Raw genomic sequence first — 26817 nt, forward strand, 5'->3', positions numbered from 1 at the left:
TCCCTTAGACAGATTGGCTGCGATTTATACGGCTTCACCCACCTAAAGCATCATTTGCCGGATCGGCGCGGCAAAATAGAAATCCTTCAATACGAGCCCGATTTGTCCCGCTGAACGATGGAATTCTCTGACCAAAGCCACATTGAACGTGTCCGCGACGCGCTTCATGATCGCGCCCAAGGCGCTGTCGTAATGATCGGGTCGGGGTTCAGTGCAAACGCGGTAAGCATTCGATCGTCCGCAATAGCGCCGCCTACATGGAAAGAACTCGCTGCGGGCATGCTCCCGCAGTTGTATCCCCCAAGCAATGGGCGGAATGACAGCCCAGCTGCCAATGAAGCTTCCACAAGAGACGTTGTCAGACTGGCGCAGGAATTTGAGGCGGCCTTTGGCAGACCCGCCCTGCACAGGCACTTGCGCGCGAAGATTCGCGACGGGGACTTCGTGCCGGGAGATGCGCACGTGCAGCTTCTCAGGCTGCCATGGCGGGATGTGTTCACAACCAATTGGGACACTCTTTTGGAGCGGGCTGCTCCTTCCATTGTTGAACACCATTTCAGCCCTGTGCGGAGCACACAAGAGATTCCGCTCGCGACCCGGCCACGCATCGTAAAGCTACACGGATCGGTGGATGCACGATTTCCACTCATCTGCACTGAAGAGGATTACCGCACTTACCCGGCGTTGTTCGCGCCCTTTGTTAACACCGTGCAGCAGGCCATGATGGAGAACCTGTTAGTGCTGATCGGGTTCTCCGGCGACGATCCTAATTTTCTGCATTGGTCCGGGTGGGTTCGGGACAACCTCGGGGATTCGGCGCCCAAGATATATCTGGCCGGATGGCTGGAGTTGCTGCCTCACCGCCGCCGCATGCTCGAAAGCCGCAACATCGTGCCGATCGATCTCGCCGGACATCCGCAGGCAGGCGAATGGCGCAAACATCCGCGGCACCTGCGGCACGCTTACGCTACCGAATGGATTCTGCATTCGCTGAAGTACGGGCAACCGTATGACATATACAACTGGCCCACCACACCAAAGTGGGCAGGCGAGGAGATTCCAGAGCACCTCGAACCGATGCCGACAAAGGCCATCAGTATTCCGAAAGTGGAACCCACGCAGGATCCTGACGACAGAGAATCGCCCGAAGGCAAGCTTGATGCAGTTCGAGCACTGATTGACGCTTGGAACTACAACAGAACGCAAACATACCCGGGATGGCTGAGCGCCCCGTCGCGTGTCCGAGGAACAATCAGAAGTGCGGGGAAAGGCGCGCGAGATCACATCGATTCCGTCGTTGGAGTCTTGCCTCAAATGGATGCGGAAGGGCGTTTACGAGCCTTGCGCGAGTTAATTTGGCGCTTGGAAATAGTGCTTGCACCCATCTCCGAGCTGGAAGAAAAAGCCTCGAAGCTTGTGTCGGCCGCTCGCGAAGTTCTTGAGCAATTTGATTGCCATCGCCAAGAAATTGACGGCATGGCGGTACCCGAAGCCGATTGGACGGCAATTGCGGAATCCTGGATTGCCGTGAACATGACGCTGGCTACGGCAGCGCGATTTCGATTCGACGAGGACGAGTTCAACGAGCGCCTATCGGCTGCGTCGTGGTTTAAGGACGGCAATCCGGACATTGAACACCACATTCAGCATGAGAGATGTCTATGGTCGGTCTTTGCGCTGGACTTTGAGTCATTGGAGAAATTGCTCGCGAAGTGGCGAACGGAAGATTGCGACCCCGCGTGGATGATGCGCAAGGCTGCCCTGCAATACGAGATCAGTCTCGACAACGAAGCGAAAGAATTGAATACCCGGGCTCTGCACGAAGCGAGGAGCGTTCCCGATAGTGATACCGATGTAGGCCCTAAATCTCGGGAAGCTTGGGCTCTCGTATGCGCCGGGGATTCTTTGGATTGGGAAGAATACTGGGCAGCGCAGAAGGAAGCGCAGAAGAGATGGGCTGAATTGACGAGCGTGCATTGCAATGCGCCGTACGAATTGCAGCATATAACCCAAGCCATCAAGAGCGAGGGCAAGCTCCAAAAGGGCCCTCACTTCGACTTGGATAGGGAATGGAAGGAGGGTTGGTCGATTTCTCGAGCAGATTTCGATCGCTGGGTGGCGTCGCACCGGGCAGTTCGTTTTTTCGAAATACACGCCTTGCCGCCCCGTGTGGGGATTCGGTTGGTTTCAGCGAACGGCCTGGAACTCGCTGCCCGGGAACTGTGGCAGTACGAACAGGAACTCGCGGCGAGACTTGTCTTGCGGGCAGCCAACTATGAAACCCGGGGAACACTGAATTATCTGCTTTCGCGCGCTCGCGTGGCGACGATCCCCGACGATGCTGTGGGGAGACTGGCCGAGGACTGCATGCAGGCAATCGATTTCATCCTGCCGCGCATCGCCGCCGAGAGGAGCCTTCGGCAAGATCATTGGCGGCAGCGGCTACTGGTGTGCATGGAAGCTTTATCACGCTTCGTGCTGCGGCTGGAAGCAGACAAGATCGATGCAGTCCTCACCAAAGCACTGAATTGGTATGCGAACCAGGACGTTGCTGCGACGATGCAGATCGCAGGTCCAATGTACAACCTACTTGCGCGGTCGTGGGAGGCTTTGCCAAAGACGCGCCGAAGAAGACGCATTCTGGATCTCTTCGAGAGGCCAATTGTCGGTCTGGATGGAATTGAGGCGGGTTTCCTACATGCTGATGGCACAAGGTCGTTCGTAAAAGACTATCCGGACCCATGCGACGCGTTGCGGCGCGGCAGGCGTCCGAGAATACGGCGAACGGCTCCTAACCGCCCCCGACTGAAAGATGTCTTTAGATTGCTCACTCGCGGCATGAGAGGCAGTACGGAGGCGCGCCGTCGAGCCGCCAACAGGATAAGTGCGCTAATGGAGGTCGTAAATCCAACTGCCGAGGAACGCTCGCAGATTGCTTACGCACTTTGGGGCGACGATTTTGACAGCAAAGAGGGGCTTCCTTCCGGTACTGACATGTTCGACTGGGCGTTTCTCGTGATGCCCGAACCAAAGCGAGGCCTAGCCGCGGAACGATTTCGGGCCAAATGGTTTGGCTCGGGTCAGCAGAAGGAAAACTCGCAGCGCGAATCCGGAGAGATTCTCCACCATGTTGGACGTGCACTTGGAAATCTGCGTACCCGGGGTAAACCGCTCGCGCTTTCCGATCATGAGCGGCTGATCCTCGCGCGAGCAACCGAGCAATGGGCAGAATTGCCAATCCCGGTGCCGCTGCCGCTCTCCCAAGGAGAATCGGCTCCAATATTTACAGAAGATCAGGACACGAAGGCCCGAGATGCAATTGCCGGTCTCGAATTCGTTCTATTGGAAATCGGTATTTCTGCCGAAGTTGCCCAATCCTTATATGAAAAAGTGAAGCGCCTTAACGATTCCGAAGTTCCGGCCCGCGCCTTGTACTCGGGCCTGATCCGGTTGTTGCCGGAATTAACAGACGAAATAGTTGACGACCTTCGATTGGCGCTCGCCTCGGACTCGGAAAAGGTGGCCGCCGACGCAGTGCGCGGATTAGGCACTTGGCTGCGATCAGCCTCAGATGTGGCTTTCGGGTTGGTTCCCCCGCCCGCTGAGTTAGTGCGTGAACTAGGCGTGATAATCGCGATTCGCAGGAAGGCTTCTCTCGGACATGCGCTGAGAATTGCCGAGTGGATATTTTCTGAAGGTAGTGACGAACAGCGAGAAGCCATCGGAGACCTTACCGCAGAGGGACTAGGCAAGTTAGCCGGACAGCTCCAGTATGACTCACAGCAAGATGAGGATTACAACGTGCCGCGTCTGCGCTGGTTCTGCTCTCAACTGGCGCTGGCAATGAGCAAGAGAGGATTTGATGACCACAAAGCCATACGCCGCTGGCAAAAGGAGGCAAGGGAGGACCCACTCCCAGAACTTCGGCATGATTTCACGAGAGTAAGGAAGAGGCTGAATTCAACATAGCGGAAGGAGTACACATGACAAGTACAAGTAGGTGGGTTCCATCGCTCCATGAGGACTTGGAGAGTCCAGAAGCGATTAAGCGGTATGCGAAACGTTATTCGGCGTTTGATCTCGAAAAAGACTCATGGATCGAAAGTGTGATCAGCGAAGCGCGCAATAGAACTCCACGACATTTGACTCGATTCGATCTCGCATGCCTTGGGCGCTGGAAGATGAGCCACCAGAACAAGGACAAGATCAAGAGCAATCGAAACGGACGTGTCGAGCGATGGTCTGCATCTTCCTTTTCGGCGAATACAGACGAAGAACGCATGGCGCACATACGAGAATTGGAAGGCGTCGGGCTGGCGGTAGCGAGCGCCTTCCTGCATTTCGCGTTTCCCCGTGACCACTACCCAATCATCGACTTTCGAGCGGTACGTTCGCTGGGAAAAGAGACAGGGAATTATGGAGACTCAGACTGGCCTGCTTTTCTCAAAGAATGCCGTTGCCTCAGGAAACGATTCAAAGTGGATATGCGCACCTTGGACCGCGCACTGTGGCAGTTCGACTTGGAGAGGGATTTCTGTCGGCAAATCGCGGAGGATGCCAAGGAACTCTCACGAGGCGACCGCAACTCCTTCTGAGGAATTGACGCGAATGGTCAATTCAGCTTCGAGAACCTAATTGATCTGACAACCTCTCTAGGAGTTTCCACGTTAGCGGATGCTCCGGAAACCGGCGGATCGCTTCGCGCCAGGTCGCGAGGGCCTCTGCCGTGCGTTGTGAGTTCCAGTAGACCCCTCCCAGATTGAACCACGCCAGGTCGTAGTTCTCGTCCAGTTCCAGCGCGCGCTTGTAGGCACGGATGCACTCTTTCGTTTTGCCGGTCTTCTCGTACGCCAAGGCAACTTGAAACCAACTCATCGCATCCGGTAGGTGAGTCGTCGCCTGATCCAGCAGTATCGGCAGGGCCTCCTCATGCCTGTCCAGAAAGTTCAATGCGGTGCCGAGGCAATAGCCATACTTGGCAGGAGACAGTTCGTAGGCTTTACGGTAGCAATACTCTGCCTCCGGCCAGTTTTCCTCGTCTTGCGCCCAATGCCCGGCTCGATCCCATAAGTACGCAGGGTCCTGTGCGCCTTGATCTTCAGCTTCCGGAATGGCGTCTCGGAATTCTTCATAATCCCATGCGGTCTTTCCGCCATTTGCCTGGATAAACCAGATGCATAGCAGTTTCTCGCTCAGAGCAAACGGCTGATCGGCAAACCTGTCCAGGAATCGATCCCAAAATTCTGCCGAGTCACGCGCTGAGTCCACCGACGTTTTACCGTAAGTTGCCACCAGTCGCGCGCACCAGGGCCATATCCAGGCGTTCTCTTCCGCATTGCCCAGCAGGGCACGTATATCTCGAAAGGCTTCCGTGGGTCTTCCCAGCCTGAACAATAGGTCAGCGCGCCAACCCATAACCATCCGTGATCGTTCGTCAGCCCTGACGGGCCAGACGATTGCGTCGAAGTGCTGCAGAGCCCGATCGAGTTCCACATTTCGGCGCATGTACCAGCGGGCAAGTGCCAAATGCGCCTCGGCAAGATTGGGATCCAATTCCAGTGCTTGCAGGTAGTAGGTGTGAGCCTCGTCACCCCTGTCAAGTTTCTCAAGGGCTGCCCCAAGATTCTTGCAGCACTGGGCAGCAGGTTTCGAATCCTCGGGCTCTACCAACAGCTCGAGAGCCGACGAATAGGCATCCACGGCTCTTTCGTGCTCACCGAGGGCAAGCCAGCCATTGCCAATGCAGTACAGCAAGGAGCCCTTGGAAAAATGCCGGTCATCCAGACGACTGCTTATGACGTCGATGCCGTCAGCGATCCGGGACTCACTGCATGTTTCACCATTGATCCCCAAATTGATCTCGGCCATGTACGCATGCATGAGTGACCTGTGCGACGGACCGAGTACGGCCAGGAACCTGTCGAAAGATCGGCTTATTGTTCGGTCATGGCCCCGTTCATAGAGTTCGCCAAGCATTACTGCCGCGTGACCTGGATCAGCGGGAACGGGTAAGTCGAGAGCTGTTTCGGTGCCGAGGGACGACAGGCTCTCGGGCGGGCGGGTCGCAAAATCGATTCGAGTGTCTCGTGCCGCCCTTGCAGACGCAACGACATAATTCTTCAGCGCAACCTGAAAATCCCCGTCAAAGTCGTCCACGAACCTGATTGTTACGGTTGATTGCTGCCCCAAAGCTTCGCCCCTGTGCCCGTAGTCGCGGAATACATCGTCAACACGCTTTACCAGCAGCCGTCCTGAGGGGACGTGGTAGCAAACAAGGATTGCGCCCGGCGTCATGGCCAGGTAATTCAGGTTCGTTCTGCTAATGGACACGGACACGGATCCGTCCGCATTGGGATCGCGCGCGGTTCCTTTCAGTTGGGCATGCACCCGAACATTCGTCATTGAGCCGGCGTCGCTGGCTTCGATCTGGAAATCTGTGCCGTAATCGAACCTGTCTCTGCGTTGAACGACGAAGGCCCCGCAATCGGAAACTGCCGTCTGGAACGCGGCTTCCGATTGCTCTTGGATATTCCGATTCTGGTCGCGCTGGGGAAGGTCGTCTAAGTGGGACATGTGCTTATCGAGAGAAAGCTTACAGATTATTCTGGAGACATGGTTGACACATTGTGTATTTGGGAGTCCCGGATGCCCCCAAGAGAGCGTAAGCCAATGATTGAACGACTTCGATTCATAGCCCGTCTTTTGGAAGGCGAGAAGATGGCGGTCGCGTGCCGCCAGTTCGGGATTTCCCAGGTCACTCCTTAATCGCTTCAAACCTCAACCGCACATAGTCCGCGATCCACTCGCCATTCCTCCGGAGCAGCGGTTTGAGCCGGTCGCAAACAGCGGACAGGTATCCATTGCGCTGATCACGCGCAACATGCGCAGCAAAACTGTCTGCAAACGTCGCAAGAAAACCCTGCATTCCTTCGGGCAGCGGCGTCGGACGCGGGATCAGTTCGATATACGGCACGCTGAATCCCGCTGCGGCCAGTCTGTTGCTGAACTCATCGGCCGTCGAGAAATGCCAGGGGCTGGCGTTCGAACCGTCAAGGCCGCGCAGTTCCAGTTCATCGACGAGGGCCGACACGATCGCCGCGCAGTTGCCGTAACCGCCGAACTCCCCGACGAAGCGCCCGCCGCCTCGCAGCGCGCGGTACACGTTCCCGATGACGATGTCGGTCTCGCTTATCCAGTGAAGTGCGGCATTGCTGAACACCGCATCGAATTCATCCTCGAATTCCATTTCGCAGGCGTCCTGCTCGCGCACGTCCAGACCAAGCGTCCGTGCGGCGGCAATGAGTTCGCGGCTGGAATCGATACCGACGGGCTCACAGCCCCGCTCCCTCAGGACCCGCGTCAACTCGCCATCACCGCATCCCAGGTCCAGTATCCGTTCTCCGGGGCGCGGATTGAGGAGTTCCACTCGCCGCGTCAAGTTAGAATTCACTTGTTTGAATAACGCAAAAGCGCAGAAACTGCGTCCCAACAGTGTTCTTGTCTACTATCGATTACATACACTCGACTTACGTATGGTGTTCGCAATGACCAAAGGCCATCACTAATGTGTTATCCAAAACACCTAAGAGCGCATTCGAGCCTTCTGAAGCGGAGCGGCGACTCATGAATGGTGAGAACGGGGACCTTAGTGGGGAGAATGCGGACTTTTTCGAAGTAATACTTGACAGCTTATCCGGCTTGGCCGACGTCTTTACAATCGTGGCTTCCGGGATAGCCATTTACATCTTCCTTACAAAACGCAGGGCGATTACATCCGTTTTTCGGCTACTGCTCAAGTATGGGTACCAGATTACTCTCTCGGAACTAAGGAGCAAGCTGGACAGGATTGCAGATCTACGTGTGGCCGACGAAACTCAAAAGGAGCAGATTATCAATATTATGAGCGAAGTATTGGGTCAGATACGAGGCAACCCGAGACTAAGATCCTGGTTCGAGGAGGAACTGCAAAGCGTAGAGCGTTTTGTATCAGAAAAGCAATCACACTCGGAACCGGAGAAGCGCACGATTGTTGCACAGCTCCGGGAAAAACTGAGACAATTAGAAATGGAGAGTATTGATAGTTCGTCGGGAGAAGAGCAGTGAGTGCTCGAGTAATAGAAGCTGTAAATACAATGATCTCGCACCGAGAGAATATCAGCAGCGTAATCAAGAACGGTAGTGAATATATTTTTTGCTATATGGACAAATATGTTTGGGGCATAACCAAAATCAAAGACCCTTCTGATTACGCTCTCTTCTACTATCCGAATAGCGGATCAACTCAAGAACTGGCAACCGTTACTGACTGGAATAAAATCAGTTTCGTTGCATATAGTTCAAAAGAAATCGGAACACCGGAGGCTAGGAGTTCAATGGAAGAGCTTATGACTGTTGTCCAGGAAAAGTTGCACGGAGTAGATGAAATTCTTGACAGGATTATTTCAGGATAAACGCGGGCTTTTCCGGGGTTTGCCAGATTTGCAACTCTCAAATGCGACTGTGGTCCCTCGCTTGATTCTAGGGACGATGGACTAACGCCAAAGTAGCGAACTGCTAGACGTTGTTGGCACTATGTAATGCGATTGGGGACAGAAAGATATTTCCTGAGATCAGACGTAAAGCACTAGAATATCTTGGGATTATGAAATTTCCACGAGAATTCCTTGCGGTTTTCCCCCAAGTTCATTAACGCATATTCAAAAGAACCAAAAACGGAGAGGGTGGGATTCGAACCCACGGACGGCGTAAACCGTCAGAGGTTTTCAAGACCTCCGCATTCGACCACTCTGCCACCTCTCCGATGATCGAGAATCAGGCTGAGATTCTATCCGCGCCGGCCATCCAGGGGCGCAGGGCGTCGGGGATGACGATGCCGCCGTCGGGCTGCTGGTAGTTTTCGATCACGGCGATGAGGGCGCGGCCGGCGGCGACGCCGGAGCCGTTTAGGGTGTGGACGAAGCCGCGCGCGTCCCTGCCCTTCCAGCGGGCGCTCATGCGGCGGGCCTGGAAGTCCCTGCAGTTGCTGCAGGAGGAGATTTCGCGGTAGCGGTCCTGGCCGGGGAGCCAGACTTCGAGGTCGTAGGTGATGGCCGAGGAGAAGCCGGTGTCGCCGGACGACAGGACCACCCTGCGGTAGGGCAGTTCCAGGCGTTCGAGCACGATTTCGGCGTGGTGGGTCAGTTCTTCCAGGGCGTCGTCGGAATGATCGGGGTGCGTGATCTGCACCAGCTCGACCTTCTCGAACTGGTGCTGGCGGAGCATGCCGCGGGTGTCCTTGCCGTAGGCGCCGGCCTCGGACCGGAAACAGGGCGTGTGCGCGGTGAACCTGAGCGGCAGTTCGGCTTCGTTGACTGTCTGGCCGGCCACCAGGTTGGTGAGCGGTACCTCGCCGGTGGGGACCAGGTAGCCGGAGCGCTCGCTTTCGATGCCGAAGAGGTCCTGCTCGAACTTGGGCAGCTGGCCGGTGCCGATCAGCGATTCGGGGTTGACGATGAAAGGGACGTAGGCTTCGGTGTAGCCGTGTTCGCGCACGTGCAGTTCCAGCATGAACTGGATCAGGGCGCGGTGCAGGATCGCGAGTTCGCCGGTCAGGACGGTGTAGCGCGCTCCGGCCAGGCGCGCGGCGGCGCCGAAGTCCATCTGGCCCAGCGCTTCGCCGAGGGCCACGTGGTCTTGCACGTCGTCGCCGGCGGGGCGGGGTTCGCCCCAGCGCTTGAGTTCGCGGTTGGCGCTTTCGTCGGTGCCGTCAGGGACGGCCTCGTCGAGCAGGTTGGGCAGGTCGAGTTCGATCTTGCGCAGGCTGGACTGGACGGACTTGAGTTCGCCGCCGGCGTCGCTCAGGCCATACGTGGCTTTCTCGACCTGGCGCTTGAGTGCGTCCACGTCGCCGCCTTCGCGGGCGGCCACGCCGATCTTCTTCGAGAGTTTGTTGCGTTGCGCGCGCAGTTCCTCCACGCGCACCTGCCACTTCTTGCGGCGCGCTTCCAGCTCCGCGTAGGCGGCCGTGTCGAAGGCGGCGTCGCGGCGCGCGAGGTTGCGCGCCACGGTATCGGGCTGCTCGCGCAGTAGTTTGGGATCGATCACGATTCGGCCGCCTCGAAGATGTCCACTCCGGGCGGAATTGTCGGGGCAAAAACGTCGTCGTCAAGTTCGCTGTCGAGGTCCAGGCGGAACAGCAGCATGCGCACGCGGCTGCCGAGGTCGTCGGCGAACTCGAGCACCGCGGGCACGCTGCCCCGCAGAGCCAGGCGCAGGTCGCCCTCTTCCGCGTCCGCGCCGGTCAAGTCGAACCATTGCAGGCCGTCGTCGAATTCGGCCTCTCTGACTTCGTAGCTTTCCAGGACCGATGCGTCGCCGGCCAGCAGCGCGGCAGCGGATTCGCGGAGCTGTTCGGTCTGCTTGTAGACGGTGACCTGCTCCAGTTCCTTGTCGAACATCGAGAGGTTCTCGCCGTCGGCCCAGATCATCAGTTCGTCGGGTTCCAGGTAGTCGAGGCGGAAGCGGCCGGGGCGGGAGAGGTAGAGGCGGCCGGTGCTCTCCTTCTGGAAGATGCCGTCGCCGTCGTATTCGAGTTGGGTGAAGTCGGCCTGGAGGTGTTGGGTGGTTTGGAAGAAGCGTTTGAGAGCACCGTCGTCGCCGGCTTCCTGCGCCAGTGCGGGGACCGCCGGCAATACCACTGCCAACGCAATCCATCTCCTGATTCGCATTATTCGGGGCCGCCTACCACGCGGCGTTCGCCGCGGCCGTCGGGGGCGGAGACTACGCCGGCGCGTTCGAGTTCTTCGACGAGGCGGGCTGCGCGGTTGTAGCCTACGCGCAGCCGGCGCTGGACGTAGGAAATCGAGGCGCGGCCGGTCTCGGTGACGATTTCCTTTGCCTGTGGGTAGAGTTCGTCCACTTCGCCACCGTCGGCGCCGGCCGCGTCGGCTTCTTCCGACTCCACCGGGCCCTGCGTGACCTGCTCGTCGTAGCTGGGGCCGCCGGTGCGCTTGAGTTCGGCGACCACCTTCAGCACCTCGCCATCTTCCACGAACGCGCCGTGCACGCGCAGCAGGTCGCCGGAGCCTGGGGGAAGGTAGAGCATGTCGCCCTTGCCGAGCAGCGTCTCGGCGCCCACCTGGTCGAGGATGGTGCGCGAATCGACCTGGGAGGCCACGCGGAACCCGATGCGCGCCGGGATGTTGGCCTTGATCAGGCCGGTAATGACGTCCACCGACGGGCGCTGCGTGGCGACGATCAGGTGCAATCCGGCGGCGCGGGCCTTCTGCGTGAGGCGCGCGATCAGCGTTTCCAGTTTCTTGCCGACCACCATCATCAGGTCGGCAAGCTCGTCGATCACGACCACGATGCGCGGCAGCGGTTCCAGTTCGGGGCCGGGCTCGGGGTCTTCCTCGCCGCCCTCCGGCGGCCCGCGCAATGGCTCGCCCGACTCCCGGGCGACTTCCAGGCGATTGTTGAAGCCCTCCACGCTGCGCGTCTTCACCCAGGACATCAGCCGGTAGCGGCGGTCCATCTCGGCCACGCACCATCGAAGCGCGTTGGCCGCCTCGCTGACATCGGTGACCACTGGGCACAGCAGGTGCGGAATGCCCTCGTAAACCGACAGTTCCAGCATCTTGGGGTCGATCATGATCATCCGCACGGCTTCGGGCGAGGACTTGTAGAGCAGGCTCAGGACCATGGCGTTGATCGCCACCGACTTGCCCGAGCCGGTGGCGCCGGCCACCAGCAGGTGTGGCATCTTCTGCAGGTCGTCCACGACCGGGTGGCCGGCGATGTCCTTGCCCAGCCCCAGCGTGAGGTTCGAATTCGCCCTGGCGTAGGTTTGCGAGCGAAGTATTTCGCCCAGCGTGACCAGCATCCGTTCGTTGTTGGCGATCTCCAGGCCCACGGTGGACTTGCCGGGCATGGACTCGACCACGCGCACGCTGTGCGCCATCAGCGAGCGCGCCAGGTCGCTGGCCAGGCTGGTGATGCGGCTGGCACGGATGCCGGCGGCCGGCTGCACCTCGAACAGCGTCACGACCGGGCCGGGAGACACCGCGACCACGGTTGCGCCCACGCCGAACTCCTGCAGCTTCTCTTCCAGGCGCCGGGCCTGGTCGCGCAACACGCTTTCGGACTGCAGCGAAGTCTCCGGCGGCGGGTCGGACAGCAGGCTGAGCGACGGCAGGTCCCCGCCGGTTGCGGGCTTGACGGGCATGTCGGGCTCGATCTTTCTCGGCCGCTTCGGAGCGGCAGCGGCGCGCCGCCTGCGTGACGGGCCGGCGATCTTCGTCCTGCGCCGTCCGCGGGTCTTTGACGGCTCGCGGCGGCCGACCAGCGAGAACAGGGCGACGAGGCCGGAATACACGCCGTCCCACAGCCAACCGAGACCGCGCAGCGTCAAGTGTCCGGTGGCCTGCGTCAGGCCCACCCATGAAAGGCCGGTCACCAGCGTGATGCCGGTCATCCACAGCGCCAGCAGGACCACCCAGGCGCCCATGTCGCCCAGCACCGGCGCCAGGATGTCGTCGAGCCAGACGCCGATGTCGCCCCCGCCGAGCCCTCCGCGCGCGGATAGCTCAAGCAACCCGCATCCGCAGACCACCACCAGCACCAGGCCGGCGGCGCGCACGCCCGCGTCCGGCCAAGACCAGTCGTCGCGGGCCCGCGACGGCGCGAGGTACCAGGCGCTGAAACCGATCACGGCTGCGGGAAACAGGTAGGAAGCGCTGCCGGCCAGCGCGAATGCCAGGCCGGCGAAGGCCACGCCGGCGATGCCGACCAGGTTGGAACCCTCAAGGCCGGCTTCCGCGGCGTCCGGAACATGGCTGATCAGGGCCGCGAACATCAGCACCCCCAGCCCCAGGCAGAGCCACAATCCGCCTTCGCGCAGCGCGCGCTCCAACCAGGTTCGTTCCTTCGCCTTCACTTGGCGGCTAATCTTATTCCGGTGGTCGCCCAATAGAAACCCGGATAAACTTTCCGCCGTGCCGAATTCCATCCACCGACTGCTCATCCTGGGTTCCGGTCCCGCCGGCTATTCCGCGGCCGTGTACGGGGCGCGCGCGAACATGTCGCCGGTGCTGATCACGGGCAACGAACCGGGCGGCCAGTTGATGACCACGACCGACGTGGAAAACTGGCCGGGCGGCCGCGAGGGACTGATGGGGCCGCACCTGATGGAGGAACTGGAACTGCACGCGAAGCGGCTGGGCACGAAGATCGTCTACGACCATATCGATGAGGCGGACCTGTCTCGCCGGCCGTTCACGCTGAAGGGCGCACTGGAAGAATACCGGACCGAGTCGCTGATCATCGCCACCGGCGCCACCGCCCGCTACCTGGGCCTGGAGAGCGAGCAGACATACCTGGGCAAGGGCGTGTCGGCCTGCGCCACCTGCGACGGGTTCTTTTTCCGCGACCAGCCGGTAGCGGTGGTGGGCGGCGGGAACACGGCCGTCGAGGAAACGCTGTACCTGTCCAACATCTGCTCGAGCGTGACGCTGATCCATCGCCGCGACGCGCTGCGTGCGGAGAAGATGATGCAGCAGCAACTCTTCGAACGCGCCGGGCCGGACGGGCCGGTCGATATTCGCTGGGACCGGGTCCTGGTGGACGTGCTGGGCGACGGCAACCAGGTGTCGGGGGTCAAGATCCAGAGTACGAAGGAAGACGGAGTGGTCGAGGAGATCGAGGTGGCCGGCGTGTTCATCGCAATCGGCCACGACCCGAACACATCGTTGTTCGTGAACTCGCTGCAACACAAGGGCGGCTACCTGGTCACGCGCGGCGGCGACGAGGGCGGCTTCACGGCCACCAGCGTGCCGGGCGTGTTCGCGGCCGGCGACGTGGCCGATTCGGTATATCGCCAGGCGATAACTTCCGCGGGCACCGGCTGCATGGCCGCGCTGGACGCCGAGAAGTTCTGCGACGCCAATCCTTTGTAGCCTGGGAGCGAGGGCATGTCCCTCGCGGCGTCCCGCCCTCTAACCTGGGGACGAGGCCGTCCCGGCCTCGTGGAGGGTGAGACGCCCTCCCTCCAGTTAACCTATAGCGCATGCGGATACGGGTGCTCGACAACATCAGCGAAGTCGCGGCCGGCGAATGGAACGCGCTGGCCGGGGGCTCCCATCCGTTCCTGCGTCACGAATTCCTGAACGCGCTGGAGGTGTCCGGGTGTGTTTCCGCGGAAACAGGCTGGCAGCCCTGCCATCTGCTGCTGCAAGACGACCAGAACACCACGGTCGGCGCCATGCCGCTGTACCTCAAGAGCCACTCGCGCGGCGAGTTCGTGTTCGACTGGGCCTGGGCGGCGGCCTACCAGCGCGCCGGTTACGACTACTACCCGAAGCTGCTCAACGCCGTCCCGTTCACGCCGGTGGCCGGGCCGCGTTTCCTGTGCGCGGGCACGGAATCAGGGGCTGACGGCGCCGAAGCCCCAGCCCTGCTGCTGGCCGGCGCGGTGGAGCTGGCCCATCGCCTGGAAGCCAGTTCGCTGCACTGCCTGTTTCCCACTCCTGAGGACGCCGGGTGGATGAAGGAAAAAGGCATGATGCTGCGCACCGACTGCCAGTTCCATTGGCAGGACGACGGTTACGCCAATTTCTCCGACTATCTCAAGACCTTCAGCTCCGCCAAGCGCAAGAAGGTCAACCGCGAGCGGCGGCGCGTCAATGAAGCCGGAATCCGCTTCGAGACGCTAAGCGGCGATGCGCTCACGCCGGAACTCTGGGAGACGCTGTATCCGCTCTACGCCGCGAGCTACCTGAAGCGCGGCCAGTATCCGTACCTGAATCACCGGTTCTTCGAGCGGGTCACGCGCGAAATCCCCGAATCGCTGGTCGTGTTCCTGGCGCGGCTCGACGGCGAAGCGGTTGCGCTGGCCATCTGTTTCCGCAGCGACACCGCGCTGTACGGGCGCTACTGGGGCAGCCGCGGCTACTACCACAGCCTGCACTTCGAGACCTGCTACTACCAGGGCATCGACTACTGCATCCGCGAAGGCCTGGAACTCTTCGACCCGGGCGTACAGGGCGAACACAAGCTGGCCCGCGGGTTCATGCCCGTAACGTCATACTCGACGCACTGGGTACGCCACGAAGGGTTCGCGGACGCGCTGACCGGCTACCTCGCCAGCGAGCGCGAACAAGTGGCGCGCTACGTCGAAATCGCCGGCGAACACACGCCGTTCAAGAAGGAAGGAGCCGGGCTCGCGGTAAAGTAAACAAGCCATAGATCGGGAGGTTCTTACTACATGAACAGGCGAATCATTACCGCCCTGATGGCCGTGGCCATGGCCGTGGTCGCAAGCGGCTGCAATACGATGGAGAGCGCGATGGTCGGCGCAGCGGCTGGCGCTGGTGTCGGAGTCGCCGTCGCGGGTTCCAACGACCTGGACGGAGGCTTTGACGAAGCGTTTGGTCGCGCGACCCGAGGAGAATCAGTCGACTATACCGGCGAAGTACTGGTCGGGGCAGTCATCGGCGCATTGATCGGCGCGTTCGTGGGCTACCAGCGTGGCGATGCCGCGCCGACCGAGCTGGTACTAAGGCGCTCCATACACGACAGTGAGGCAGCCGGGCCTGCATCGAACCAACTCGATGTGCCCCGGATGAACGCGTACAACCAATCCGCCGCTCGAACCGGCCACAGCTTCCCATAGGCAGTAGCCTGGAGCGAAGTTTCGCGGGATCGCGGCGCACGAATCCCGCGAACGCGCTTGTTCGACTATTCCTTGAGGCTTCTCAGAATCTCGGTCACGATGAGGTAGAGGCCCACTGCGCCGAGCAGGGAACCCAGGACATCGACGCCCATACCGGTGAACGAACCCGCCACCATGTCGCCGCCGCACACGGCCCCCACGTAGCAAAGCGCGATCCGGCCAAGCGTCGTCCAGATGTCACCTTCGCGGGTCACCACCTTGAACCCCTTCGACATGACGAGTGCGACGACCACGGCGATTACGATATCAATGAACGGTCCAGACATTTCCACAACTGTTTCCTCCCAGGGAAAAAGGTATTCCCGATCATACGCCCGCGTGCCCGGCACGGCTGATCGCGTGGAAATGAGGAATGATTACCTGTTTATTAACAGGTATATAGAATCTATTCCTAGACTATAGGTAAAGAATGCGATCCGCAGCAGCGGGATGCGTGAAGCGGCCCGTTCGGGCCTCGCAGTTGCACGCCTGCGTAGGTGATCCTACTGGTCCGCGGTGAACGTGTTGATGTAGGCAGTTACGTTCTTTATGGCTTCGGGCGTAATCAGGACTTGAGCCATGGGCCGCATCTGCATGTCCGTTATGTTCTGCGGATTCGTCCCCCGAACGCCGGACATGTAATTCATCAGCTGTCTTAGCGTGTACCAGTCATGCTGACCGGCAACCGCGGGAGCGTTCAGTGCCTGGATGCCCTCGCCGTTCGCGCCGTGGCAGGCAATGCACGTTGCGTAGCCCGTCGTGCCGGCAGTGACGTCGCCTTCGACTGTCACCGGCGGCAAGGGCGGCGTAAGGGAAGTGGCATAGGCAGCCAGGTCTTCAACCAACTGGTCGTCTTCCAATGTCAGAGCGATCGCCCGCATCAACGAGCCATGCACGTCCGCCGACGGCTGGCTGCAGGCGCCGCCGGAGGGCAGCCCGCCCTCGAAGTGGGTCGCCAGTTCGGCCTCGATCTCCGCGTATTCGGGCGACTCCGCCTTGGCGCGTTCCAACGTTCCGGCCACGTCCGCTACGTCGCAGTTGTCCCTGGCCCGCGCGCCGGCGCGAAAGTTCGTCAGGGAGAGGATGATGTACCAGTCTTCCTGGCCGCCGATCTTCGGAGCGCCGTATTTCTCGAAGCCCTCGCCCTGCTCGCCGTGGCACACGGCGCAAACGGCGAATTCGGCCTCGCCGCGGGCGGCATCGCCGGCGGCCATGGCGGTTCCCGCCGCGACCATGGCGGCGGCGCTGATCATCAAACAGGCAAAGCGCTTCATACTGTTCCTCTGCTTCTCTGGCAAACCGGCGCGAAAGGTATCCGATTCCGTAAACTGTTACAAGACTCGCACGCTTTCAACCCGCATATTTTACGCTGAATGGTGGGTACACTGCACACATGGAGTGCGCACTTTTCTTCTGCCACCGGGCCGGTTCCGACGATTCCGGGCAACTGGAGATCCGGGGCATATTCGACGAGCTTCGGGCGCCTTCGTTTCCCGCCCGCCAGCCGCGCATGCGGCTTGCCGGGCTGGTGAGCTGGAACGACGGCGAGCGTGGGCGCGTGCCGTTTCTGATCGAGCTGCTGGACCCCGGCGACAAGGCCGTGTTCACGATCCAGGGCTTCAGCGAGGTCGAGGAATCGCCCGGTTCGGCCGCCCCGCCGAGGACGCAGCTCAACTTGCCGCTGGAAGACGTGACCTTTCCCGAGCCGGGGCGCTACCGGATCCGGCTGGAGGTCGATGGCAGGCAGGTCTACGGACCCTCGCTGTACCTCGGCAAGGCGCACGACGCAGACGCGGAATGACGGACATTCCCTTCCTTGATGCCGACACGGTGCGGCGCGTCCTGCGGATGGACGCGTGCATCGACCTGATGGCGGACACCCAGGCGGCGATCAACCGGGGCGAAATCACGCCCCCGCTCAGGTCCTTCGTCCCGGTCGCCGGCGGCAAGGGCGGTATGGGAATCATGCCCGGCGACACCCCCGTCGCGTTCGGCGCCAAGCTCATTAGTCTCTATGCCGGGAACCCCGCCCGCGGACTGCCGATGATCCAGGGCTGCATCCTGCTTTTCGACCTCGAAACCGGGACGCCCGCCGCGCTGGTTGAAGGCGCCTCGGTGACCGGTATCCGCAACGCCGCAGCCAGCGGGGCCGCCACCCGCGCGCTGGCCCGCGAGGACGCTTCCGTGCTGGCCCTTCTAGGTTACGGCGTGCAGGCCGAAACGCACCTCGAAGCGATGCGCTGCGTGCGTCCGGTTCGAGAAGTTCGGGTGTGGGGGCCGAGCCTGGAGAAGGCCGAACGCTTCGCCGCCGCCCATGCGGACGACGATGTCGCCGTGACCCCCGTCGAAACGGCGCGCGAGGCGGTAAGCGGCGCAGACATCGTCTGCGCGGTGAGCGCGGCCACGGAGCCCGTTATCGAAGGCCGCCGGCTAGCGGAAGGCTGTCACGTCAACCTGGTGGGATCGCACTCGCCCACGACCCGGGAGGCCGACGGCGAGACGATGGGCCGCGCGCGTGTGTTCACGGAAATCACGGACTTCGCGATGAAGGAGGCCGGCGACATCCTGCTGGCGATCGAAGAAGGCTTTCTCGGCGAAGGCGACCTCGCCGGCGAAATCGGTGCGGTGATCGACGGCTCCGTCGAGGGGCGCCGAAGCGAAAACGAGATAACGCTCTACACGAGCCTCGGCAACGTCGCTCAGGACCTGGCCGCCGCCCATTACATCGCGGAGAATTCTCAGGTCAGTCGGGCTGTTCGGTGTACTTGAACGAGGCGATGTAGGAGATGACGTCCTTGCGCTTCTGCTCGGTGTCGAGCACCTGCGCCATGTAGCGCATCTGCGTGCCGAAGATGTCATCGCGCTGCTGGCCGCGCGCGCCGCTCAGAAAGTCGTCGAGTTGCCGCAGCAGATACCAGTCGAACTGGTTGGAGATCCGCGGCGAGCCCAACAACGTCGAGCCCTCTCCGTTCGGCCCGTGACAGGCGATGCAGGTCTCCTCGTAAATCTTGCGGCCTTCCTCCGGGTCGCCCTCCACGGTTACGGGCAGCGTCGGCGCCTCGAGGGAGTGCATATAGGCCGCCATGTCGATGATCGCCTGCTCGTCCGGCACCTGGGCAATCGCGAAGTTTCTCATCTGATTGCCGTAAATGTCCTCCAGTGGATCCCAGTAGCCGCGCAGGTTGGCGCGGTAATTGATCAATTGCCGCTCCACGTACCAGGTGTCCTGCTTGCCGGCAGCGGGCGTATTCAGTAGCGCATTGCCTTCGCCCGCAGGCCCATGACAAGTGCTGCACAAGAAATACAGTTCTTTGCCGCGCTCCAGGTCAGGCTCGGCAGCGTAGGAGGCAAGCGGAACGGTGAAGACCAACAGGCTAAGCAGGGCGATTCTTTTCATCGTCGGACAGCAGTTTTCGAGAACTTCGGGCAACAGGCGCGAACTGTACCAAATGCCGCGCGCGATGCAAAGCGTTTGGGCCGGCGGAACATACAATTTTGACGAAATGAGATCCGGTGATGGCGTTCCTTCCATAGAGCATATTCGGCGCGCTGCCGAACGCATCGGGCCGTATGTTCACCGAACGCCCGTGTTGAGCAGCAACGCGGTCAACGAAGTCTCGGGCGCCAAAGTCTTCTTCAAGTGCGAGAACCTGCAGAAAGCCGGCGCGTTCAAGGCGCGCGGCGCCACCAACGCGGTTTTTTCACTGTCCGATAAACAAGCACGACACGGCGTCGCCACGCAGTCGTCGGGCAACCATGGGGCCGCGCTGGCCATGGCCGCCGGTTGGCGCGGCATCCCGGTCACGGTCGTCATGCCCAATAACGCGCTTGCGATCAAGAAAAAGGCCGTTGCCGGCCATGGCGCCAGGATCGTCTATTGCGCGCCGACGCCTCAGGCGCGCGACGACGCGCTGGCGCGGGTCGCGGAAAGCACGCAGGCGGAGATTATTCATCCTTTCGACGACCCCCGGGTCATCGCCGGACAGGGGACCGCCGTCCTGGAGCTGCTTGAGGAGGTCGCCGACATCGATACGGTGATCGCGCCGGTGGGCGGCGGCGGACTGTTGAGCGGCACGGCCCTGGCGGCAAGGAGCCTGCGCCCGGCCTCGCGCGTGTTCGGGGCGGAGCCGAGAAATGTGAACGACGCATGGCAGTCCCTGAAATCCGGCCGAATCATGCCTTCAACCGGGAAAAAGTCGATTGCGGACGGACTGCTGACCACGCTTGGGAAACTCACGTTTCCGATCATGCGCGACCATGTGACCGGGATCATCACGGTCAGCGAAGAGTCGATCGTGGACGCGATGCGGCTGGCATGGGAGCGCCTGAAACTGATCGTCGAGCCGTCGGCCGCCGTCGCGGTGGCCGCGCTGCTCGCGCAACCCGGCAAATTTCAGGGCAGGCGCGTCGGGATCATCCTGTCGGGCGGCAACGTCGATCCGGACAAACTGCCATGGGTGAAGGACCGGTAGCCTACTCGTCCGATTCGCTTTCGCCGTTGTGGCGCTTGAACCACTCCAGGATCGCGCTGACCTTGGCCAATAGCTGGCTGGGCCGCGCGGCGATGCTGTGCGAAGCGCCCGGAACCCGCACCAGCGCCGTTTCCACGCCGCGCAGCTTCAGCGCCTGGTAGTACTGCTCCGACTCCCACATGGGCGTGCGCCAGTCCTCTTCGCCGGTCAGGAGCATGGTGGGCGTCGAGACCTCACCGGCCAGCGACAGCGGCGAGCGCTCCCAGTAGCCCATCGGGTCGTCCCACGGGAGGGCCGGGAACCAATACTTGGAGAACAGCGGCGCGTAGTCGGCGCTCAAGGCGAAGCTGATCCAGTTGATCACGGGCTTGGCCACCACCGCGGCCGCAAAGCGGTCGGTCTTGCCGACAATCCAGGCGGTCAGCACGCCGCCGCCGCTTCCGCCCGTCACGTAGAGCCGGTCGGTGTCGATGGCGCCGCGGTCGATGATCGCGTCCACCGCCGACATCAGGTCGTCGTAGTCCTCGCTGGGATAGTTGTGATGGATGTAGCCGCCGAAGGCATCGCCGTAACTCGAACTGCCCCGGGGGTTGGCATAGACCACGACGTAGCCGGCGGCGGCGAAAAGCTGCACTTCCACCGAGAAATGCGGGCCGTAGGCGGCATGGGGGCCGCCGTGGATTTCAAGCAGCAGCGGGTATTTCTTCGAAGGATCGAAGCCCGGCGGCCAGACCACCCAGGCGTGGATGTCCTGGCCATCGTAGCTGGACGGGTACCAGAACTCCTCAACCTGCCCCAACTCGCGATAGTCGAGCAGATTGGCGTTCAGCCGGGTCAGTCGGCGGGGCTCGTCCGTGCCGCGGCCGACCGCGATATCGGCGGGCGAGAGGACGTCCCCGCGGGTGATCGCGTAGGTGTCGTTGCCGCCCAGCGAATATTGCGCGCCGGTGTACGGACGGGTCAGCGCCAGGCCGCCCATCTCGCTGGTCACGTCGGTGAGCCTGCCCCGCAAATCGACATAGGCCAGCCGGGTCCGGCCCTGGTCTTCATAGGCGAAGTACAGGCCCTTGCCGTCGGCGGACCAGCGCGGGCGCGACACTTCGCGGTCGAGGTCCGTAAGCAATTGGCGGCGCTCGCTGCCGTCGCTGTTCATCACGTACAGGTGCGTTATCTGGTAGCTGCGCACGCGGTCGTCGTAGCCGGTCCAGGCCAGCATCTTCCCGTCGGGCGAAACGGCGACCGACCTGTCGGGGCCGTCGCGGTCGGTCACGGCCTCGACATCGCCCCCGTCCAGGCTCACCCGGTAGATCTCGGAGTTGGACGGATTGAGCTCGGCGTCTTCGTTGCGATTGCCGCTGAAATAGAGGCTTGAGCTGTCGGGCGACCAGGCGATCGAGCCGCCGTGGTTGTAGTCGCCCGAGGTCAGTTGCCTGGGTGCGCCGCCGTCGGCCGAAACCACGAACAGGTGCGTGAAGCCGTACGGCAGGCGCCCTGCCCCGTCGGCCCGGAACACGGCGCGCTGCACCACTTCCGGGGGTTTGGCCCAGTTCGCGCCCTGGGGCTTGGCGGGCAGCGAGCCCATGGTGGGCGGCTTGGAAGGCACCAGCAGCGCGAACGCCAGCCACCGGCCGTCCGGCGACCAGGCGAGATTGCGTGGCGCCCGGTCCAGCCGCGTGACCTGCAGCGTCTCGCCGCTGGACATCCAGCGAACGAATATCTGCGTGCCGCGGCCGTCGCTGGACAGATAGGCCACGCGATCGTTGTCCGGCGCGATCCGCGCGCCCCTGTCGTTCACCGCGCCGGTGGTGAGCGGCCGCGCGTTGTCCCCGTCAACGTCGATGCGCCACAGGTTGGAGCGGCGCCGATCCTCCATGATGTCCATGAAGTTGCGGGTATAGACCACGAAGGAGCCGTCGGGACTCACCTGGGGATCGCTGGCGTAGGCCAGCGAGAACACGTCTTCGGGCGCGAAATTGGGCTTGCCGGCGTGCAGCGCGGGGGCGATGAACAGCAGGAGCAGTGCAATACGTAGTTTCATGTTCGGATGATCCTGATTGGGGACCGCAAGGATACTCGCTCCCAGGTACAATCGGGGCTCGATGAAGACTGGCGATCCTGCCCCCCGAATCGTAATCCGCCCCAACTGCAATTTCACCGGCCGCGGCGCGTTCTGGCTGTTCGTCGCGATGACGCTTCCGGTGCTTGGAGTGGCGGTGGCCTGGGCGCTTCGCGGCTACTGGCTGATCCTGCCGTTCGCCGGCCTGGAACTGGCCGTTCTGGGCATCGCGCTGGCCATTACCGTGCATCGCGGGCGCTATCGCGAAACCATTCGTTTCGGCCAACGCTTCGTGCGCGTGCGCAGGGGTTATGCGGGCCGTCAGGAACGGGTAGAATTCCCCCGGTCCTGGACCCGGGCCTGGATAGAACCGGGAGCGAGTCCTGCCTTGCCTGGGCGCCTTTTTTTGGGGGCCGGCGGCGCGTCTTGCGAACTGGCCGCCTGTCTCACGGAGGAAGAAAGGCAGTCGTTGTGCCGGCGTTTACGCGAATTGACGCGCGTGCCGGTTACCGCGCAGAAATAGCAAGTAGAAAGCAGTAAGGAGCAACGGTTTGATGTATCGCAGCAAGGCACACGGCCGCTGGCTGTTTATCGGAATCGCCGCGGCCGCGCTGGCCATCGCCACGCCGGCGGCAGCGGACTGGGCCCTGGACTTCCCCGCCAGCGCGACGGAACTCGGAGAAAAGGTGCGTAACCTGCACCACCTGGCCCTGATCATATGCACCATCATCGGCATCGTCGTGTTCGGTGTGCTCGGCTACTCGCTGGTCAAGTTCCGCAAGTCGCAGGGCGCGCAGGCGGCGAAGTTCAGCCACAGCACCAAGGCCGAGATCATCTGGACTATCGTTCCGGTCCTGATCCTGGTCGGCCTGGCCATCCCCACCGCCCGGGTGCTGATCGAAATGGAGGACACGCAGGCGGCCGATCTCAGGATCAAGGTCACCGGCTACCAGTGGAAATGGCGCTACGAGTACCTGGACCACGGCATCAGCTTCTTCAGCAACATCGACGACGCCAGCAATGCCGCGTCAATGGTGGGCGCGGGCCATGAACTGCACGAACACTACCTGCGCGACGTGGACAAGCCGATGGTCGTGCCGGTGGGCAAGAAGGTGAAGCTGCAGCTCACCTCCAACGACGTCATCCACGCCTGGTGGGTGCCGGAGTTCTACGTCAAGCGCGACGCGGTGCCGGGCACGATCAACGAAACCTGGTTCAAGGCCGAGAAGACGGGCACCTACCGTGGCCAGTGCGCCGAGCTGTGCGGGCGCGGACACGGGTTCATGCCGATCGTGGTCGAGGTCCTGGAACAGGACGAGTTCGACGCATGGGTGGCCGGGCTCACGGCGCCGGCCGAGCCCGAGCCCGAAGAACTCGAAGCGCCCGAAGCCGTAGTAAGCCAGACAGTGCCCGCCGCAGCCGGCGGCGCAGCCTCCCGATAATCCGGGGTAATCGAATATGAGCGACACGACACACGAAGAACATCACGACGGCCCGCACGCCTCGGGAATGTGGCGGTGGCTGACCACCACCAACCACAAGGACATCGGCACGCTGTACCTGGTGTTCAGCCTGATCATGTTCCTGGTGGGCGGCACCATGGCGCTGATCATCCGCACCGAGCTGTTCCAGCCGGGCCTGCAGTTGGTGGACCCGCACTTCTTCAACCAGATGACCACCATGCACGCGCTGGTGATGATCTTCGGCGCGCTGATGCCGGCTTTCGTGGGCCTGGCCAACTGGCAGATCCCGCTGATGGTGGGCGCGCCGGACATGGCGCTGCCGCGCATGAATAACTGGAGTTTCTGGATCCTGCCGCCGGCCTTTCTGCTGCTGCTGGGCACGCTGTTCATGCCGGGCGGGGCCCCGGCGGGCGGCTGGACGCTGTATCCGCCGCTGATCCTGCAGACCGGCGACGCCTTCCCGTTCGTGGTGTTCTCGCTGCACATGCTGGGCGCGTCCTCGATCCTGGGCGCGATCAACATCATCGTGACCATCACCAACATGCGCGCGCCGGGCATGGGCTTCATGAAGATGCCGCTGTTCGTCTGGACCTGGCTGATCACGGCCTACCTGCTGATCGGCGCAATGCCTGTGCTGGCCGGGGCCATCACGATGCTGCTCACCGACCGCTACTTCGACACCAGCTTCTTCCTGGCGGCCGGCGGCGGCGACCCGGTGATGTTCCAGCACATCTTCTGGTTCTTCGGGCATCCCGAGGTCTATATCCTCATCCTGCCCGCCTTCGGGATCATTTCGCAGGTCATTCCGACGTTTTCGCGCAAGCCCCTGTTCGGCTACGTGTCGATGGTGATCGCGACTTCGGCCATCGCGTTCCTGTCGTACGTCGTCTGGGCGCACCACATGTTCACCGTGGGAATGCCGGCAGCCGGAATGCTGTTCTTCATGATCACGACCATGTTCATTGCCGTGCCTACCGGGGTGAAGATCTTCAACTGGCTGGCGACGATGTGGCGCGGCTCGATCAGCTTCGAGACGCCGATGCTGTTCGCGATCGCGTTCGTGATCCTGTTCACGATCGGCGGATTCTCCGGTCTGATGCTGGCGCTGGTGCCCGCGGACATCGAGTACCACGACACCTACTTCGTCGTGGCGCATTTCCACTACGTGCTGGTGCCGGGCGCCATCTTCGGCGTGATCGCCGGCGTCTATTACTGGCTGCCCAAGTGGACCGGCCACATGTACAACGAAACGCTGGGCAAGTGGCACTTCTGGCTGTCGACGATCTTCGTCAACATCCTGTTCTTCCCGCAGCACTTCCTGGGCCTGGCCAGCATGCCGCGGCGGATCCCGGACTACTCGATCCAGTTCACCGAGTTCAACATGATCTCGACCGTCGGCGCGTTCGGTTTCGGCCTCTCGCAACTGCTGTTCGTCTGGATGCTGATCAAGTGCGTCAAGGGCGGGGAGACGGCCAGCACCAAGGTCTGGGACGAGCCGGAGGGCCTGGAATGGACCGTGCCTTCGCCGGCGCCGTACCACACGTTTGAGACGGCGCCCAAGGTATAGGTCCAGGCGATTCCCGGCACGCCCATGTTCCAGAAATCCCGAAGACGCGTCCATGCCGCCCTGCTGGTGCTGCTGGCGATGGCGTTTTACGGCGGCTTCATCCTGGCGCAGTGGATAAGGAGCGGCGCGTGAAGCCGGACAAGCGCAAGGCCGGCAACCGGCGCCTGGTGCTGACGCTGGGCGGCGCGGTGGCGGGCATGTTCGCCTTCGCGTTCCTGCTGACGCCGCTGTACGAGGTTTTCTGCGAACTCACCGGGCTGGACTCGGAGCGGCTCACGCGCGCGACCCAGCCTTCCGGCGCCGCCGTCGCCTCGGAAATCGACGAAAACCGAACGGTCACCGTCGAGTTTCTGACCAACACGATGAACCCGGCGGCCTGGGAGTTCCAGCCCGGCGACCTTCGCATCGAGGTCACGCCCGGGCGCACGGCCGAGACCGTGTTTTACGCCGAGAACCTGCTTCCGCATGACGTCATTTCCGTCACGCGGCCCAGCGTGCGGCCGCTGGAGGCGGTGAGTTACGTTTCCAAGCAGGTCTGCTTCTGTTTCGAGGAGCAGGCGTTCGCGGCCGGCGAGCGGCGCGAGCTGCCGATGCGCTTCACGATTGATTCCGAACTGCCGGCGCACGTTGAGACCGTGACGCTGGCCTACACCCTGTTTACCGCCGAACCCGGTTTAGGAGGAAGTTGATGGCCGACACGAAATCGGACTATTTCGTACCGCATGGCAGTCCCTGGCCCATCGTGGCCTCGGTGTCCATGTTCGCCATGGCGCTCGGGGGAGCGTTGTGGCTGAACGGTTCGGACGCCGGCAGGACCGTGCTGCTGCTCGGCCTGGCTGGACTCACGTTCATGATGTTCGGCTGGTTCGGCACAGTGATCAGGGAGAACATCGCCGGTCTCTACAGCGACTGGGTTGACCGCTCGTTCCGCCAGGGAATGGCGTGGTTCATCTTCTCCGAAGTCATGTTCTTCGTCGGCTTCTTCGGCGCGCTGTTCTACGCCCGCGTGCTGGCCGTGCCCTGGCTGGGCGGCGACGGCATCGGCGAGGCCACCAACAGCCTGCTGTGGTCCGGGTTCGAGTCGGAATGGCCCACCAACGGCCCGGGCGAAATCGGCGGCGACGCCGAAGGCAACTTCCAGACCATCGGCTGGGGCGGCCTGCCGCTTCTGAACACGGCCCTGCTGCTCACGTCCAGCGTCACGATCACGATCGCGCATCACGCGCTGAAGAACAACAACCGCAGGCTGCTGAACATCGGCACCCTGCTGACGATCATTCTGGGCGCCGTGTTCCTGTACGTCCAGGCCTATGAATACGTGCACGCGTACCAGGACCTCGGCCTCAGGCTCAGCACCGGAATCTACGGCTCCACGTTCTTCATGCTGACCGGATTCCACGGCGCGCACGTCACGCTGGGCGTGATCATGCTGATCGTCACCTACATCCGCATCCTGCGAGGGCATTTCACGCCCAACGAACACTTCGGCTTCCAGGCCGTGTCCTGGTACTGGCACTTCGTTGACGTGGTGTGGGTGTGCCTGTTCATCTTCGTTTACGTGCTGTAGCAGAGGC

At 61.9% G+C, this 26817-nt stretch carries 23 protein-coding genes and 1 tRNA gene; 14 read left to right on the plus strand and 10 right to left on the minus strand.

Annotated elements, in window-relative coordinates; genetic code table 11:
* The first annotated feature begins 117 nt into the window (after nt 1–117).
* Nucleotides 118–3969 (plus strand): SIR2 family protein, encoded by a 3852-nt coding sequence (locus F4Y72_03435; protein ID MXZ27341.1) that lies wholly within the window; start codon nt 118–120, stop codon nt 3967–3969.
* A 14-nt stretch (nt 3970–3983) separates the two neighbouring features.
* Nucleotides 3984–4595 carry a hypothetical protein gene (locus F4Y72_03440; GenBank protein MXZ27342.1) on the plus strand — a complete coding sequence of 204 codons (612 nt, stop codon included), beginning with the start codon at nt 3984–3986 and terminating at the stop codon, nt 4593–4595.
* Between the two features lie 22 nt (nt 4596–4617).
* Here F4Y72_03440 and F4Y72_03445 read toward each other — a convergent pair whose 3' ends face one another.
* Nucleotides 4618–6573, minus strand: coding sequence for a tetratricopeptide repeat protein (locus F4Y72_03445; GenBank protein MXZ27343.1), 1956 nt, complete (start codon nt 6571–6573; stop codon nt 4618–4620).
* A gap of 181 nt (nt 6574–6754) precedes the next feature.
* Nucleotides 6755–7450, minus strand: coding sequence for a class I SAM-dependent methyltransferase (locus F4Y72_03450; protein MXZ27344.1), 696 nt, complete (start codon nt 7448–7450; stop codon nt 6755–6757).
* A gap of 173 nt (nt 7451–7623) precedes the next feature.
* Here F4Y72_03450 and F4Y72_03455 point away from each other — a divergent pair, with 173 nt between their 5' ends.
* Entirely contained in the window at nt 7624–8103 is a 480-nt protein-coding gene (locus F4Y72_03455) for a hypothetical protein (protein ID MXZ27345.1), read from the plus strand.
* Nucleotides 8100–8450, plus strand: a complete 351-nt coding sequence (locus F4Y72_03460) for a hypothetical protein (GenBank protein ID MXZ27346.1) — start codon at nt 8100–8102, stop codon at nt 8448–8450. Before F4Y72_03455 ends, F4Y72_03460 begins: the two co-directional genes overlap by 4 nt.
* A 262-nt stretch (nt 8451–8712) precedes the next feature.
* Here F4Y72_03460 and F4Y72_03465 read toward each other — a convergent pair.
* From F4Y72_03465 to F4Y72_03480, 4 genes are all read right to left on the minus strand, one after another.
* Nucleotides 8713–8799, minus strand: a tRNA-Ser gene (locus tag F4Y72_03465).
* A gap of 12 nt (nt 8800–8811) precedes the next feature.
* A complete protein-coding gene (serS, locus tag F4Y72_03470) occupies nt 8812–10083 on the minus strand; it encodes a serine--tRNA ligase (protein ID MXZ27347.1) in 1272 nt (423 codons plus the stop codon).
* Nucleotides 10080–10706: a hypothetical protein gene (locus F4Y72_03475; GenBank protein ID MXZ27348.1), complete on the minus strand. Its 627-nt coding sequence runs from the start codon at nt 10704–10706 to the stop codon at nt 10080–10082. Before F4Y72_03475 ends, serS begins: the two co-directional genes overlap by 4 nt.
* Entirely contained in the window at nt 10706–13000 is a 2295-nt protein-coding gene (locus F4Y72_03480; GenBank protein MXZ27349.1) for a cell division protein FtsK, read from the minus strand. The genes F4Y72_03475 and F4Y72_03480 overlap by 1 nt, the downstream gene beginning before the upstream one ends.
* Between F4Y72_03480 and trxB the strand changes: the two genes are divergently transcribed.
* From trxB to F4Y72_03495, 3 genes are all read left to right on the plus strand, one after another.
* Nucleotides 12972–13931: a thioredoxin-disulfide reductase gene (gene trxB / locus F4Y72_03485; protein MXZ27350.1), complete on the plus strand. Its 960-nt coding sequence runs from the start codon at nt 12972–12974 to the stop codon at nt 13929–13931. The two genes, F4Y72_03480 and trxB, sit on opposite strands and share 29 nt — an antisense overlap.
* Before the next feature lie 110 nt (nt 13932–14041).
* The gene (locus tag F4Y72_03490) at nt 14042–15208 is read left to right on the plus strand and encodes an N-acetyltransferase (GenBank protein ID MXZ27351.1); all 1167 of its coding nucleotides are present in this window, start codon (nt 14042–14044) and stop codon (nt 15206–15208) included.
* 30 nt (nt 15209–15238) lie between these two features.
* A complete protein-coding gene (locus F4Y72_03495; protein ID MXZ27352.1) occupies nt 15239–15646 on the plus strand; it encodes a hypothetical protein in 408 nt (135 codons plus the stop codon).
* A 65-nt stretch (nt 15647–15711) separates the two neighbouring features.
* Here F4Y72_03495 and F4Y72_03500 read toward each other — a convergent pair whose 3' ends face one another.
* Nucleotides 15712–15972 (minus strand): hypothetical protein, encoded by a 261-nt coding sequence (locus F4Y72_03500; protein MXZ27353.1) that lies wholly within the window; start codon nt 15970–15972, stop codon nt 15712–15714.
* A 216-nt stretch (nt 15973–16188) separates the two neighbouring features.
* Nucleotides 16189–16959, minus strand: coding sequence for a cytochrome c (locus F4Y72_03505; protein MXZ27354.1), 771 nt, complete (start codon nt 16957–16959; stop codon nt 16189–16191).
* On the opposite strand from F4Y72_03505, the gene F4Y72_03510 reads away from it, so the two are divergent.
* A complete protein-coding gene (locus tag F4Y72_03510; protein MXZ27355.1) occupies nt 16769–18454 on the plus strand; it encodes an ornithine cyclodeaminase family protein in 1686 nt (561 codons plus the stop codon). The two genes, F4Y72_03505 and F4Y72_03510, sit on opposite strands and share 191 nt — an antisense overlap.
* Here the strand turns inward: F4Y72_03510 and F4Y72_03515 are convergent.
* The gene (locus tag F4Y72_03515; GenBank protein ID MXZ27356.1) at nt 18429–19247 is read right to left on the minus strand and encodes a cytochrome c; all 819 of its coding nucleotides are present in this window, start codon (nt 19245–19247) and stop codon (nt 18429–18431) included. The genes F4Y72_03510 and F4Y72_03515 overlap by 26 nt on opposite strands.
* On the opposite strand from F4Y72_03515, the gene F4Y72_03520 reads away from it, so the two are divergent.
* Entirely contained in the window at nt 19189–20157 is a 969-nt protein-coding gene (locus F4Y72_03520) for a pyridoxal-phosphate dependent enzyme (GenBank protein ID MXZ27357.1), read from the plus strand. The genes F4Y72_03515 and F4Y72_03520 overlap by 59 nt on opposite strands.
* Before the next feature lies 1 nt (nt 20158).
* Here the strand turns inward: F4Y72_03520 and F4Y72_03525 are convergent, their stop codons facing one another.
* Nucleotides 20159–22195, minus strand: a complete 2037-nt coding sequence (locus F4Y72_03525) for a S9 family peptidase (protein MXZ27358.1) — start codon at nt 22193–22195, stop codon at nt 20159–20161.
* 61 nt (nt 22196–22256) lie between these two features.
* Here F4Y72_03525 and F4Y72_03530 point away from each other — a divergent pair, with 61 nt between their 5' ends.
* The 5 genes from F4Y72_03530 to F4Y72_03550 are packed head-to-tail and all read left to right on the plus strand — an operon-like array spanning nt 22257 to nt 26810.
* Nucleotides 22257–22736, plus strand: coding sequence for a DUF2244 domain-containing protein (locus tag F4Y72_03530; GenBank protein MXZ27359.1), 480 nt, complete (start codon nt 22257–22259; stop codon nt 22734–22736).
* Between the two features lie 31 nt (nt 22737–22767).
* Nucleotides 22768–23655, plus strand: coding sequence for a cytochrome c oxidase subunit II (gene coxB, locus F4Y72_03535; GenBank protein MXZ27360.1), 888 nt, complete (start codon nt 22768–22770; stop codon nt 23653–23655).
* A gap of 16 nt (nt 23656–23671) precedes the next feature.
* Nucleotides 23672–25243 (plus strand): cytochrome c oxidase subunit I, encoded by a 1572-nt coding sequence (ctaD, locus tag F4Y72_03540; GenBank protein ID MXZ27361.1) that lies wholly within the window; start codon nt 23672–23674, stop codon nt 25241–25243.
* Nucleotides 25240–25932, plus strand: coding sequence for a cytochrome c oxidase assembly protein (locus F4Y72_03545; protein ID MXZ27362.1), 693 nt, complete (start codon nt 25240–25242; stop codon nt 25930–25932). The genes ctaD and F4Y72_03545 overlap by 4 nt, the downstream gene beginning before the upstream one ends.
* A complete protein-coding gene (locus tag F4Y72_03550) occupies nt 25932–26810 on the plus strand; it encodes a cytochrome c oxidase subunit 3 (protein MXZ27363.1) in 879 nt (292 codons plus the stop codon). The genes F4Y72_03545 and F4Y72_03550 overlap by 1 nt, the downstream gene beginning before the upstream one ends.
* Nucleotides 26811–26817: the final 7 nt, after the last annotated feature.

The organism is Gammaproteobacteria bacterium (assembly GCA_009838035.1).
GTDB lineage: Bacteria > Pseudomonadota > Gammaproteobacteria > Steroidobacterales > Foliamicaceae > Foliamicus.